The 12,576-nt window shown below is 60.6% G+C and carries 16 protein-coding genes; 15 read left to right on the top strand and 1 reads right to left on the bottom strand.

The window, feature by feature from the left end; genetic code table 11:
• Positions 1–780 precede the first annotated feature (780 nt).
• Together AADX97_RS27530 and asnB are read left to right on the top strand one after the other, a co-directional pair.
• Positions 781–1,122, top strand: coding sequence for a MarR family EPS-associated transcriptional regulator (locus AADX97_RS27530; RefSeq protein ID WP_374237259.1), 342 nt, complete (start codon positions 781–783; stop codon positions 1,120–1,122).
• A gap of 77 nt (positions 1,123–1,199) precedes the next feature.
• Positions 1,200–2,108 carry an asparagine synthase (glutamine-hydrolyzing) gene (gene asnB / locus AADX97_RS27535; protein ID WP_374237260.1) on the top strand — a complete coding sequence of 303 codons (909 nt, stop codon included), beginning with the start codon at positions 1,200–1,202 and terminating at the stop codon, positions 2,106–2,108.
• A gap of 46 nt (positions 2,109–2,154) precedes the next feature.
• Here the strand turns inward: asnB and AADX97_RS27540 are convergent, their stop codons facing one another.
• Positions 2,155–2,352, bottom strand: coding sequence for a hypothetical protein (locus AADX97_RS27540; RefSeq protein ID WP_374237261.1), 198 nt, complete (start codon positions 2,350–2,352; stop codon positions 2,155–2,157).
• 62 nt (positions 2,353–2,414) lie between these two features.
• Between AADX97_RS27540 and rfbF the strand changes: the two genes are divergently transcribed.
• The 13 genes from rfbF to AADX97_RS27605 all read left to right on the top strand — a co-directional run.
• Entirely contained in the window at positions 2,415–3,191 is a 777-nt protein-coding gene (gene rfbF / locus AADX97_RS27545) for a glucose-1-phosphate cytidylyltransferase (RefSeq protein ID WP_374237262.1), read from the top strand.
• A complete protein-coding gene (gene rfbH, locus AADX97_RS27550; protein WP_374237264.1) occupies positions 3,191–4,516 on the top strand; it encodes a lipopolysaccharide biosynthesis protein RfbH in 1,326 nt (441 codons plus the stop codon). Before rfbF ends, rfbH begins: the two co-directional genes overlap by 1 nt.
• Before the next feature lie 59 nt (positions 4,517–4,575).
• Positions 4,576–4,932, top strand: a complete 357-nt coding sequence (locus AADX97_RS27555) for a four helix bundle protein (protein ID WP_374237265.1) — start codon at positions 4,576–4,578, stop codon at positions 4,930–4,932.
• Positions 4,933–4,947: 15 nt separating this feature from the next.
• Positions 4,948–5,688 carry a ferredoxin--NADP reductase gene (locus AADX97_RS27560; protein WP_374237266.1) on the top strand — a complete coding sequence of 247 codons (741 nt, stop codon included), beginning with the start codon at positions 4,948–4,950 and terminating at the stop codon, positions 5,686–5,688.
• Positions 5,689–5,691: 3 nt separating this feature from the next.
• Complete coding sequence (rfbG, locus tag AADX97_RS27565) at positions 5,692–6,855, top strand: CDP-glucose 4,6-dehydratase (protein WP_374237267.1); 1,164 nt, start codon at positions 5,692–5,694, stop codon at positions 6,853–6,855.
• Positions 6,852–7,412 (top strand): dTDP-4-dehydrorhamnose 3,5-epimerase, encoded by a 561-nt coding sequence (rfbC, locus tag AADX97_RS27570; protein WP_374237268.1) that lies wholly within the window; start codon positions 6,852–6,854, stop codon positions 7,410–7,412. Before rfbG ends, rfbC begins: the two co-directional genes overlap by 4 nt.
• A gap of 41 nt (positions 7,413–7,453) precedes the next feature.
• Positions 7,454–8,356: an NAD-dependent epimerase/dehydratase family protein gene (locus AADX97_RS27575; protein ID WP_374237269.1), complete on the top strand. Its 903-nt coding sequence runs from the start codon at positions 7,454–7,456 to the stop codon at positions 8,354–8,356.
• On the top strand, positions 8,350–9,027 hold the full coding sequence (locus AADX97_RS27580; RefSeq protein ID WP_374237270.1) for a class I SAM-dependent methyltransferase: 678 nt from the start codon (positions 8,350–8,352) through the stop codon (positions 9,025–9,027). The genes AADX97_RS27575 and AADX97_RS27580 overlap by 7 nt, the downstream gene beginning before the upstream one ends.
• Before the next feature lie 264 nt (positions 9,028–9,291).
• Positions 9,292–10,017, top strand: coding sequence for an FkbM family methyltransferase (locus tag AADX97_RS27585; RefSeq protein WP_374237271.1), 726 nt, complete (start codon positions 9,292–9,294; stop codon positions 10,015–10,017).
• Between the two features lie 372 nt (positions 10,018–10,389).
• Complete coding sequence (gene pseB, locus AADX97_RS27590) at positions 10,390–11,382, top strand: UDP-N-acetylglucosamine 4,6-dehydratase (inverting) (protein WP_374237272.1); 993 nt, start codon at positions 10,390–10,392, stop codon at positions 11,380–11,382.
• Between the two features lie 174 nt (positions 11,383–11,556).
• On the top strand, positions 11,557–11,865 hold the full coding sequence (locus AADX97_RS27595) for a DUF4160 domain-containing protein (protein WP_374238882.1): 309 nt from the start codon (positions 11,557–11,559) through the stop codon (positions 11,863–11,865).
• Positions 11,849–12,097, top strand: coding sequence for a DUF2442 domain-containing protein (locus tag AADX97_RS27600; protein WP_374237274.1), 249 nt, complete (start codon positions 11,849–11,851; stop codon positions 12,095–12,097). The genes AADX97_RS27595 and AADX97_RS27600 overlap by 17 nt, the downstream gene beginning before the upstream one ends.
• A 79-nt stretch (positions 12,098–12,176) precedes the next feature.
• Positions 12,177–12,576: four helix bundle protein (locus tag AADX97_RS27605; protein WP_374237276.1), on the top strand; the 400-nt coding region annotated here is incomplete at its 3' end.

Here is a 12,576-nt window from a genome sequence, read left to right on the forward strand (position 1 = left end):
CGAGACTGTGCAAATATTCCTGCGATGGGCCGAAAGACAGCATGGCGTAGGCCGGGGTGAGCTTGCGAACCCCGGCATTTCAACCGGTTGAAAATCCGCGGATGCTGGGGTTCGTTCCTCACCCCGGCCTACGGCGAATTCTTTCACAATCTCTCCGCGTGGGAGTGAAGCCGGGACGCTCCGCGTCCCTGCCGCCCTGCCGAGGCGCCCCGCCTGCGCTGCACCCTGCGCCGGCGCACGACCGCTGCCACGCGACGCAGAGCGTCGGGTCGACACTCCCACGCAGGCGTGGGAGCGAGTTGATCGATGGATCGTCGGCGCGAGTTCCCCCGGCCCCAATCAGCACTCAGTAACGGTGCAGAAATGAACGGTACAGGGTAGGTTGGGCAAAGCGAAGCGTGCCCAACGTCTTCAAGCCAAGCTGTATCACTTATTTTTGAACCGTTACTAACACACAAGCCGGCTTCCCCCACTTGCCCCGCCGTCCCCAAGCCGTTACCATTGCGCCGCAGTACAACAGCTGAACAAATGCCCCATCCGCCCATACCCCGAAAACGACAGGGTAGGGCGGTAGCGTGTCCGAAGCGCCGCCGCAGGCTCTTCCCGGACCACCGAACGAGGCACCCCCGTGGGTGTCGCTCGCGCGCCCACGCTTCGCATCGCGGTGCTCGCTTCCACACTCCGCGTGGGCGTGTCACCCCGACGCTCGGCGTCGCGAACCCAACCCCCGACGCCAACGCCAACGCTCGCGCCCCCGGCGCCCCTGCACCGCACACCGCCATGACCGAAGAGCTCCAATACCGCGTCCTCAAGCACATGGAGGCGCACCCCGACGCCACCCAGCGTGATCTGGCGAAGGCGCTCGGCGTGAGTCTGGGCAGCACCAACTTCTGCGTGCGCGCCCTCATCGACCAAGGCTGGGTAAAGGTGCAGAACTTCCGCAGGAGCGACAACAAGCTCGCCTACGCCTACCTGCTGACCCCGCAGGGCATCGAGGCGAAGATCCGCCTGACCCTGAGCTTCCTGGAACGCAAGGAAGCCGAATACAAGACCATCCAAGCCGACATCGCCCAACTGCGCGCCGAGATCCTGACGCAAAAGAACACCGCCGCGTCCCAGTGATCCCCGCACCGGGCGGATTCGCATGCAGCGCGCATCAGTCCGCAGGACCAGCCCTTAACCCTTAACCCTTAACTCCAATGTGCGGCATCGCAGGAATCTTCGCCTACAAGGACTCAGCCGACGCCGTCGTGCGCGCTGAGCTCCTGGCCATCCGCGACCACATGGCCGCCCGCGGTCCGGACGGCATGGGTGAATGGGAGTCGAGCGACCATCGCATCGCCCTCGCGCATCGGCGTCTCTCCATCATCGATCTCTCGTCCGCTGCGGCGCAGCCGATGTCCAGCCCCGACGGGAAGCTGGTGATCACCTTCAATGGCGAGATCTACAACTACCGCGAGATGCGCCGCACTCTCGAGAGCGCCGGCCGCGTCTTCCGCACCCACAGCGATACCGAGGTCCTGCTGCATCTCTACGCCGAGCAAGGCCCGGCGATGGTGCACGCCCTGCGCGGCATGTTCGCCTTCGTGATCTGGGACGCCGAGCGCCGTCGCCTTTTCATGGCCCGCGACCCCTACGGCATCAAGCCGCTCTATTACTCGGACGTCGACGGCACGCTGCGTTTCGCCTCTCAAGTGAAGGCCCTGTTGGCCGGCGGTGGCATCTCCACAGAGCACGACCCCGCAGGCCAGGTCGGCTTCTACCTGTGGGGTAGCGTTCCGGAGCCATTCACGCTCTATCGCGACATCCGCGCGCTCCCCGCCGGCAGCACGCTCACGACCGACGCGAAGGGCGTCACGGAACGCAAGGTCTACCACTCGATCGCGCAGGTCTACGCAGACGCCGAAAACCAAGGCAGCCCAAGAACCCCCGCCGATGCCCGGCAGATCATCCGCGACGCCTTGCTGGAGAGTGTCCGGCACCCTCTGGTGGCGGACGTCCCGGTCGGCGCCTTCTTGTCCGCCGGCATCGATTCCGGTGCGCTGGTCGGGCTCATGCGCGATGCCTCCCCCGCGGCCCATTTGCCCGGATCGCGGATCTTGAGTTGATGCTCTTCATGCGAAACCAACCATCCTTGATCGATAAGTTCGGCGATTACATCACCGTCCAGCCGCTCATTGCGCTCTCGATATTCACATGCACGACCGCCGCCGAGTTGGTCAAGCCATGACCGCGACTCGAATCGATGCGGCTGAGGCCAGAGTCCCTGATCGTCGCCACCCAAGGCAAGGCCGCCTCGACTACGAGATCCTCGAAGGGCACGCGTCGCTCATCGTCGACACTCGCAGGCACGTCCGGAAGCCGGCCGATCAAATTGTTTAAGTCTGATTCCTGTTATAGAAGGTTCTGTCACCATGAAAGCCGTCATCCTGGCCGGTGGTCTCGGCACGCGCCTATCCGAGGAGACCGATCTCAAGCCCAAGCCCATGGTCGAGATCGGCGGCAAGCCGATCCTCTGGCACATCATGAAGCTCTATTCAACCCACGGCATCAATGATTTCATCATCTGCTGCGGTTACAAGGGCTATCTGATCAAGGAGTACTTTGCCAACTATCTCCTGCACATGTCCGACGTCACCTTCAATCTGCGTACCCACAGCATGGAGGTGCACGAGGAGCACGCCGAGCCCTGGCGCGTCACCCTCATCGACACCGGCGAGCAGACCATGACCGGCGGCCGTCTCAAGCGCGTCAAGCCCTACCTCAACGGCGACGACTTCTGCTTCACCTACGGCGACGGCCTCAGCGACATCGACATCACTGCCCTGATTGCCTTCCATCGCGGACAGGGCAAGCTGGCCACCCTGACGGCCGCTCAGCCGCCGGGTCGCTTCGGCGCGCTGACGCTCGACAACGATCAGATCCTGAGCGTTCAGGAAAAGCCCCATGGCGATGGCGCCTGGATCAACGGCGGCTTCTTCGTCCTCTCGCCCCAGGTCATCGACTACATCGACGGCGATGCGACCATCTGGGAGCGCGAGCCCATGGAGCGCCTCGCCCACGAGGGCCAGTTCGCCGCCTATCGCCACGAAGGATTTTGGCAGCCCATGGACACCCTGCGTGACAAACTCCACCTCGAGCGCCTCTGGCAGAGCGGCCAAGCCCCCTGGAAGATCTGGAACGACGCCTGATGAGCAAACCGACGACCGACAAAGCCACGCTGCGCCAAGAAATCCTCGACAAGGTCCGCGTCTTCCATGAGATCGGCGCAGCGAGCCAAACCGATTTCCGCCCCGGCCAAGACCAGGTCCACTACGCCGGCCGCGTCCACGACGCCGACGAGCTCGTCACCCTGGTCGATTCATCCCTCGACTTTTGGCTCACCGCCGGCCGCTTCACCGAAGAGTTCGAGTCCGGTCTTGCCGAATTCCTCGACATCGAGAACGTCCTCACCGTCAATTCCGGTTCCTCGGCCAACCTGGTCGCCTTCTCCACGCTCACCAGCCCCAAGCTCGGCGCGCGGCGCATCAAGCCCGGCGACGAGGTCATCACCGTCGCCGCCGGCTTTCCGACCACGGTCAATCCAGCGATCCAACACGGTGCCGTGCCCGTCTTCGTCGACGTGCAGCTCGGCAGCTACGTCCCGACGCTGGAGGCCATCGAGTCCGCCATCGGCCCCAAGACCAAGGCCGTCATGATGGCTCACACCATGGGGGTGCCCTTCGAGCTGCGAGAGCTCCGCGCGCTTTGCGACCAACACCACCTCTGGTTGGTCGAAGACAACTGCGACGCCCTCGGCAGCCGCTACGACGGCCAATACACCGGCAGCTTCGGTCACCTCGGCACGCTCAGCTTCTACCCCGCGCACCACATCACCATGGGCGAGGGCGGCGCGGTCCTCACCGACGACGACGAGCTCGCCCGCATCGCCCGCAGCTTCCGCGATTGGGGCCGCGACTGCTACTGCACCGGCGGTGAAAACAACACCTGCGGCAAGCGCTTCGGCCAGCAGTTCGGCACGCTGCCCTACGGCTACGACCACAAATACGTCTACAGCCACATCGGCTACAACCTGAAGATCACCGACATGCAGGCCGCCGTCGGTTGCGCCCAACTGCACAAGCTCCCGCAGTTCATCGAGGCCCGCAAGCGCAACCACGACCGCCTGCACGCCGGCCTGCAGAAGCATGCCGACAAGCTCATTCTGCACAGCGCCCCCGAGAAGGCCGACCCCTCCTGGTTCGGCTATGTGATTACGGTCAGCCCCGAGTCCGGCCTTACGCGCTCCGATGTCGTCGGCGCCCTCGAAGCGGCCCGCATCGAGACCCGCAACCTCTTCTGCGGCAACCTCCTGCGCCACCCCGCTTACCAGGACATCAACTACCGCGTTGTGGGCAGCTTGGACAATACCGACCTGATCACCACCAATACTTTCTTCATCGGCGTCTACCCCGGTCTCACCGAACCGATGATCGAACATATACTCGCGGTTATGGATGGGGTTTTAGGTGGTTGAGTTTTTAGTTTTAAGTTTTAAGTGATTGAGTTTTAGCTTTTTTAGGGTTGGTTGGGGCGGTGGCTTATCAGTCATTTGAAGAGCTTGATGTTTGGAAGCGAAGTTGTCGGGTTGCGGTTCGCGTCTATGAATTGACGAAAGACACCCGGGACTATGGGCTGCGTGACCAGATGACACGCGCAGCCGTGTCCATCGCCTCCAACATCGCCGAAGGCGTCGAACGCGACTCAATAGCTGAAACCGTCCACTTCATCCATATCGCCAAAGGCTCCGCCGCCGAGCTCCGAACCCAAATCTACATCGCCCAACGCATCGGCCTAATCGACAGCGCAACACAAACCGCCCTCACCACCGAGCTAAAAGAAATCTCAGCCATGCTTCACAGCCTAGCCAAATCCCTAAAACCTAAAACCTAAAACTAAAAACAACCCATGGCGCAACCCATCCGCTTTCCTGCCACTGTCGAGCACATCACCCGCCATACCCCCGACGTGGCCAGTTACCGCCTGCGCGCGGACAAGCGCCTACCGCGTTTTACGCCTGGACAATTTATCCACCTGACGCTTGAGCCCTTCGACCCCGCGAGCTTCTGGCCCGAAAGTCGGGTGTTCTCAGTGGCCAACGCCGTCGCTGACCGGTGCAGCGTCGAGCTCACCATCAGCCGTCAGGGCGCCTACACCAGCAAAATCCTCGATCAGCTCCAAGAAGGCGATCAGGTCTGGGCAAAAGGCCCCTACGGTGAATTCACCATCGATCCGAGCCAGGGCTACACCCGAGCCGTGCTCATCGCCGGCGGCACAGGCATCACACCCTTCTGCGCCTTCATGGATGCTGCCATCAGCCAGTGCGCCCTGCCGATCGAACAGGTTAGCCTCTACTATGGCGCCCAAACCAGTGAACTGCTCATCTACCGCTCGCTCGCCGAGCGCTGCGCCGCCGTCTGCACCGGCTTTCGAGTCAGTTGCTACGTGGAAAACACCGGTGACACAGCGAATCCATGCGTGCGCCCGGGGCGTATCGATCTCGCCGAGATCATGCGCGAGTGCGCCGAACCGGCGAGAACCGCCTTCTTTCTCAGCGGCCCCAAGGCCATGATCGACAGCTTCCAGCAGGCACTGCTCAGCGTTCACGGGCTCGCGCCAGCGCAGGTGCTGATCGATGCCTGGGAATAACCCATGAGGACATCCGCGTCACAACTGACCCATGCCTATCAGGGCAAGACCGTCCTGATCACCGGCCACACCGGATTCAAAGGCGCCTGGCTCAGCGAATGGCTGCTCATGCTTGGTGCCCGCGTCGTCGGCATTGCGCTCGCGCCCAACACCGAGCCTGCCCTCTTCGATCAGCTTGGGCTGGCCGAGCGTCTCGAGCATCACATCCTCGACATCCGCGATCGCGAAGCGCTAGCCGCGCGTGTCCAGGACACCGCGCCCGACTACATCTTCCATCTGGCCGCCCAAGCCCTGGTTCGCCAGTCCTACATCGAGCCGGTCGAGACCTACGCCACCAACGTCATGGGGACCCTGCACGTGCTCGATGCCCTGCGCGTGCTCGACCAGCGCTACAGTGCCGAAGCACGCACCTGCGCCAGCGTCTTCATCACCACCGACAAGTGCTACGAGAACCGCGAATGGGTGCACGGCTACCGTGAAACCGATGCCTTGGGTGGCTACGACCCCTACAGCTCCAGCAAGGCCGCAGCGGAACTGGCCATCGCCGCCTATCGCAGCTCCTATTTCAATCCCGCGATGGCCAATCAAACAGCCGGCCGTGCGCTGCGCATCGGCATCGCCTCCGCCCGAGCCGGCAACGTCATCGGCGGCGGTGACTGGGCGCGCGATCGCATTGTCCCCGACAGCATCCGCCACCTGCGAGCCGGTGAGCCCATTGCGGTGCGCAACCCGCACGCCACGCGTCCCTGGCAGCATGTGCTCGAACCCCTGAGCGGCTACCTGCAACTGGCCGCGCTCCAGCGCCAAGCGCTCGATTCCGGCGACCGGGATCTGCTGAACACAACCTGCAGCGCCTACAACTTCGGCCCCGCGCTGAGCGCCAACCAACCCGTCGGCGCCTTGGTCGAGCGGATCCTGTCGCACTGGCCCGGGCAATGGCGGAATCACGCCGATCCCTCGGCGCCGCACGAAGCGGGGCTGCTGAATCTGGTCTGGGATAAGGCTTTCCATCGACTGTGCTGGCAACCGCGCTGGGACTTCGCCGAGACTATCGGGCGCACGGTCGACTGGTATCGGCAACAGCTCACTGAGCAAGCAGACCCCTTGAGTCTGGTACGAGCCGACATCCTCGCCTACCAAGCGCAATGCACCGGCAGCCCGTCATGAACCTTCACCTGACGGAAACCCGGATCCCGGGCTGCTACGAGCTGCAAGCGCGCCGACTCACCGACGAACGAGGCATCTTCGTCAAGACCTATCACCGGGAGGGGTTCGAGACACTTGGCCTGCGCACCGATTGGGTCGAACAGTACTACTCGGTGTCTCAGCCTGGCGTTGTGCGCGGCCTGCACCTTCAGCTTCCGCCGCACGATCACGCCAAGCTGGTCTACTGCATTGCCGGACAGGTACGCGATGTCGCGCTCGATGTGCGCCGGGGCTCGCCGACCTACGGCGAGCATCTCTGTATCGAACTGAGTGCCGAGCGAGCCAACATGCTCTACCTGCCATCCGGACTGGCGCATGGCTTCTGTACCTTCGATCAGCCCGCGACGCTCGTCTACAACGTCACCTCGGTCTACCACCCCGAAAGCGACACCGGCATCCGTTGGGACACCGCCAACATCGACTGGCCACACAAAACCCCCCAACTCTCCGACCGAGATCAAAGCTTCCCATCCCTACCCACCTTCCAAACCCCCTTCAAATATCAACCAAAAACCTAAAACCTAGAACTTAAAACCTAAAACTTAAAACTTAAAACCATATGAAAGCCCTAATCACCGGCGCCACCGGCTTCATCGGCCGCCACCTCACCCGCCACCTGGTCAGCGCCGACTGGCAAGTGCACGCCATCGTCCGGCCCGAGTCGCATCGCACGGTCCTCCCCGACACCGCCGCCGTCCGTCTCCACGAGCACACCGGCAGCACCGAATCCATGCAGGCCATCGTCGCGGAGGCGCAACCCGACGTCGTGTTTCATCTCGCGTCCCTATTCCTCTCGGATCACCAACCGGCCGATATCGGGCGTCTCGTGCAGAACAACCTACTGTTCGGCACCCAAGTCGTCGAGGCCATGACCCTTCACGGCGCAACCGCCCTGGTGAACACCGGCACCTCCTGGCAGCATTACGAGGGACGGGATTACAGCCCGGTCAACCTCTATGCCGCCACCAAGCAGGCCTTTGAGGACCTGTTGCAGTATTACGTCGAAGCCCGTGGCCTTCGGGTGATCACGCTGAAACTCTACGACACCTATGGGCCGGATGACCCACGTCCCAAGCTGATCAATCTGCTGCGCCGGGTCGCCGCCGAAAACCAGCCGCTGTCCATGAGCCCAGGCGAGCAGTTGCTCGATCTGGTGCATGTGGACGATGTGACACGGGCCTTCATCGTGGCCGGGGAACGCCTCTTAGGCGGGGACACGGCCGGGCACGAACGTTACGCGGTCTCCTCCGGTACCCTGCTTTCACTCAAGCGCGTGGTGGAAGAGTATGAACTGGCGCTGGGGCGGCGGTTGCCCATCGACTGGGGTGGACGATCATACCGAGCGCGCGAGGTGATGGCTCCCTGGATCGGCGCGGCATTACCTGGCTGGAAACCGAAAGTAACCCTTCCCCAAGGCATTGTCGGCTTAGACTTTTTGATCGAAAGGGAACACCAATGCTGATCGACCCCTACTTCATCAAACGGCTCCCGAAGTGGCACCATAGACGTCTGCTCTACACCCTGAGCGCGCGGCTGCAGGAGCGGTATTCAGCCTATTATTTCGAGGAGTATGCTCTTCCCTTGAAAACACGGGATGCGCTCCCGCCGCCACCAGACGCGCGCTGGGGCGAGACCCAGGTCGAGCCCGAGCAGGCGCGTTATCTGTTGGCGGCGCTCCAGGAGTCCGAATCCCACGGCGGGTGCGTCGTCGAAGTCGGTGCTTGGCGGGGTGAAACCACCGCTTGGATGGCCGCGAACACCAAGAGGCCAGTGGTTGCGATCGACCCATGGATTGGTGACCGCAACGAAGTCAATTATCGAGCCTTCCTCGCTCGCACAGCGCATCTCGACAATGTGTTTGCCGAACGTAAACCCTTCGGCCAAGCGATCCGGGAGTGGTCTCACGGCAAGGCAAGCTTCGCCTTCATCGACGCGGCGCACGATTACGTCAATGTGGCACATGATCTCGCCGCGGTTCAACGCATCATGGTCCCCGGCGGCATCATGGCGTTTCACGATACCGACAACGTCGCCTTCGCCGGCTGCCGGCGGGCCCTTTATGAGAAAGTCGAGCTATTCGAGGTCGTCGCGCACATCACCAACCTTGTGATTTTAAGAAACGACGGTCGCTGAAATGGCGTCCACCAAATGCTTCCGTCGACATCCATGCTGAGTGCAAAGCAGGGTCACGTTGCATAACTCCCGCCACATGGGCGTGGATGGCGTAGGCGGGCAATCCCGGCCTTACGGAATTATGGCCGGAAGCGCTGACGCCCCCCTGTTCGTCAGACACCGGCAGGGATTCTGATCAAGGACGCAAGCGGCTACCCGCCCGTCCCTTCATCACTGACCATCGCCATTCCGACATCAGTGTTCTGCGACAATTCTTCCTAACCAGTGAAACCGTCAACACAGAGTTCAAGTTTCAAGCCGTTAACAATTAGCGGACATACCTTTATACCGGCACTGCTGTCGCAAGACAGTATCGTCATTGACGTCGGAGCCAATCTCGGTGCATTCGCATCGGGTCTCCTGGCGATTCTCCCATGTAAAATTTATGCCGTTGAGCCTACGCCTTACCTTGCCCTCAAACTCAGGGAGATAAATCATATCACTGTTATTCAATGTGCCTTGAGCGCGGAATCAGGGAGTATGGCTTTTGAAGTAGACGCAACGAATTCAGAGGCTTCAAGACTTGTATCCGGAAGCCGTGATCATGCGATACAAGTTCAATGTGTTACGCTTGACCATCTTCTTGATCGCATTGATACGATTGATTTGTTGAAGCTTGATATCGAGGGTTCGGAAATCGAGGTTCTGCTTTCGGCATCTGCAGGTCGTTTGATGCTGGTAAAGCAGATTAGTGTTGAGTTTCATGATTTTATAAGAAATGGGAAGGTCACGGCTAAGATGGTGTCAGATGTTTGTAATCGACTGGAAGGCATCGGCTTTAAAAAATTCAAAATGAGTCATTGGACGAACGGAGACGTTCTTTTTATCAATACAGGACTTGTCCCGCTAAGTCGCAAAGATTCTTTATTTATTCGATTAAATGGCCGCTGGCTACCCGGATTCTCTAGGGTTCTCAAGCGATTAATAAGGCAACATTCCTCAGTATCCTGACAGCCACTTCCGTGCAGACTCACACTTTGATCATCGAACCATGCCTCGCCGAACGTCACTATTGGTATGAGGTTCCCCCTAAGTCCGACAGGCTCCTAGGCCAGGCCCCAGCGCGCTTCCCGACGGCGACCAAGAGGACCGCCTCACCACCGGCCAGCAAGACCCCTGGCCCGATGCCATCCTCGCCGTGGCGCACCGCGCCATCATCGACATAGCTGCGAACGGGATCCCACCGGGCAAGACCAAGTCGATTCGCTTGGATTCGAAGCCTATGCCCCCGGTAAGCCCGGTGGACGGCCGGTGTTAGTCAAGGGCAAAGGTCGGAGTCGATCTCGATGATGCTCAGAAGCCTTCTCTATCGGTAACTCACTCATGCTCTGCGAGAAATCCATCCTCATCACCGGCGGGACCGGCTCCTTCGGTAAGGCGTTCGTCAAGACGGTCCTCGATCAGTGTCCGAACCTCAAGCGCCTCGTTATCTTCAGCCGCGACGAGCTCAAGCAGTTCGAGATGGAACAGGTGTTCAGCCCGTCGCGCTATCCAGGCATCCGCTATTTCATCGGCGATGTGCGCGACTACAGCCGCCTCAAACGCGCCCTGGAAGGCATCGACACCGTCATCCATGCCGCCGCGCTGAAACAGGTCCCGGCCGCCGAATACAACCCCTTCGAGTTCATCAAGACCAACATCCTTGGCGCACAGAACCTGGTCGATGCCTGTCTGGACAGCGGCGTGAAGCGGGTCATTGCGCTCTCCACCGACAAGGCCGCCGCGCCAATCAACCTTTACGGCGCTACCAAGCTCTGCTCGGACAAGCTCTTCACCGCCGCCAACAACGTTCGCGGCCACCGCGACATCCGTTTCGCCGTCGTGCGCTACGGCAACGTCATGGGCAGCCGCGGCTCGGTCATCCCCTTCTTCCTCGAACGCCGCAAGACCGGTGTCCTGCCCATCACCGACCCGGAGATGACTCGTTTCAACATCAGCCTGCAGGACGGTGTCGACATGGTCCTCTGGGCGCTGGAAAACGCCCACGGCGGCGAGATTTTCGTTCCCAAGATCCCGAGCTATCGCATCATGGATGTCGCCAAGGCGATCGGCCCCGAGTGCGAGCACCCGATCGTAGGCATCCGTCCCGGCGAGAAGATCCACGAAGAGATGATCACCGCCAGCGACAGTTTCAACACGGTTGATCTCGGCCGTTACTTCGCAATCCTGCCGCAGTCGGAATACAGTCGCGAGCAATACTGCGACCTCAACGGCTGCCAGCCAGTGCAAGAAGGGTATGCCTACAACAGCGGAACCAACCCGGATTTCCTAACGATCGAGCAGTTGCGTGAGTTGATTCGGGTGCATGTGGGGTAGTTGGTTATTGGTTATTGGTTATTCGTTATTGGTTATTCGTTGGTTGGTGGTTTTGTTGGGTTGTTGGGGGAGTGAGCCTCGCTCGTTAGACTGGCCACTCAAACCAACAGTCGCTCGTGACACCCGCTCTGCGGTGTCACGCATGCTCCGTGGCGCTCTGCGCCACGAGCCACGATGGCGGGATATTCGAGCAATGCCGCGTCTGTCATCATGTCGAACGAAGCTTCTCGGACTAGACGGATCCCGGTTATCTTACGAGCGGATGGTCTCGGGTTCTTCTTCTACGCCAACGAAGGCAATCCGCGAGAGCCGGCGCATGTCCATGTCCGAAGCGCCGGTATCGAGGCTAAGTTCTGGTTGGTGCCGGATGTCCAACTGGTGCGCAACGATGGCTTCGATGCGTCAAGCCTGCGGCGTATCGAGAAACAGGTGCGGCAACATCGAGAAACCTTTTTGAGGGCTTGGAATGAATACTTCGCCTGAACGGGTGTGGACTGATGCCGACAATCTCTGGGTCGAGCTCGCGGATGGACGAACACTGGGCGTTCCTTTGGTCTGGTTTCCGCGCTTGCTCGCCGCAACGCTGAAACAGCGCGCGGATTGCGAGCTCAGTGCTCGCGGCATCCACTGGGACACCTTGGACGAAGACATCTCCATCGATGGCTTGCTGATGGGGCAGGGAGACCTTACGCATCATTGCCGTGAAGTGGCTTAGGTGGTTATTAGGTATTGGTTATTGGTTATTGGTTATTGGTTTTTTGGGGCGAGGTGTTTGGTTGGATTTGGGGGTATGGATGGCGGAGCAGATACGGAAATTCGTGGATCTGGATTGTTGGAAGGCTTGTCGTGCGCTCCGGCTCTATGTCGCGCGACAAATCATCCCGGTTATCCCGAATGACGAGCGGTATCGCCTAGGCGACCAAATGCTTCGCGCGGCACGCTCGACGACCGCAAATATTGCCGAAGGCTTCGGCCGCTATCACTACATGGACAACGCCAAGTTCATCAGCAACGCCCGCGGCTCCTGCTGGGAAGTCCTCGACCATCTCATCACCGCCCACGACGAAAAAATGATCGACAAACAACGTCTACTACAAGGACACGACCCAGTCGAAGCAGCAGTAAAACTCCTAAATGGCTACCTCCGCTACCTGCGAACCCAAGCCAAACCCCACCCACCACCCACCACCCACC

This window comes from Thiocapsa sp. C2-2m (assembly GCF_041903745.1).
In the GTDB taxonomy this organism is placed as follows: domain Bacteria; phylum Pseudomonadota; class Gammaproteobacteria; order Chromatiales; family Chromatiaceae; genus Thiocapsa; species Thiocapsa roseilacustris.

Bases quoted from the DNA above. Each gene is read 5' to 3' on its own strand.
- AADX97_RS27575 (WP_374237269.1), top strand. From the start codon at position 7,454: ATGAAAGCCCTAATCACCGGCGCCACCGGCTTCATCGGCCGCCACCTC.
- pseB (WP_374237272.1), top strand. From the start codon at position 10,390: ATGCTCTGCGAGAAATCCATCCTCATCACCGGCGGGACCGGCTCCTTC.
- rfbC (WP_374237268.1), top strand. From the start codon at position 6,852: ATGAACCTTCACCTGACGGAAACCCGGATCCCGGGCTGCTACGAGCTG.
- AADX97_RS27580 (WP_374237270.1), top strand. From the start codon at position 8,350: ATGCTGATCGACCCCTACTTCATCAAACGGCTCCCGAAGTGGCACCAT.
- asnB (WP_374237260.1), top strand. From the start codon at position 1,200: ATGTGCGGCATCGCAGGAATCTTCGCCTACAAGGACTCAGCCGACGCC.
- AADX97_RS27595 (WP_374238882.1), top strand. From the start codon at position 11,557: ATGGCGGGATATTCGAGCAATGCCGCGTCTGTCATCATGTCGAACGAA.
- rfbH (WP_374237264.1), top strand. From the start codon at position 3,191: ATGAGCAAACCGACGACCGACAAAGCCACGCTGCGCCAAGAAATCCTC.
- AADX97_RS27600 (WP_374237274.1), top strand. From the start codon at position 11,849: ATGAATACTTCGCCTGAACGGGTGTGGACTGATGCCGACAATCTCTGG.
- AADX97_RS27560 (WP_374237266.1), top strand. From the start codon at position 4,948: ATGGCGCAACCCATCCGCTTTCCTGCCACTGTCGAGCACATCACCCGC.
- AADX97_RS27530 (WP_374237259.1), top strand. From the start codon at position 781: ATGACCGAAGAGCTCCAATACCGCGTCCTCAAGCACATGGAGGCGCAC.
- rfbF (WP_374237262.1), top strand. From the start codon at position 2,415: ATGAAAGCCGTCATCCTGGCCGGTGGTCTCGGCACGCGCCTATCCGAG.
- rfbG (WP_374237267.1), top strand. From the start codon at position 5,692: ATGAGGACATCCGCGTCACAACTGACCCATGCCTATCAGGGCAAGACC.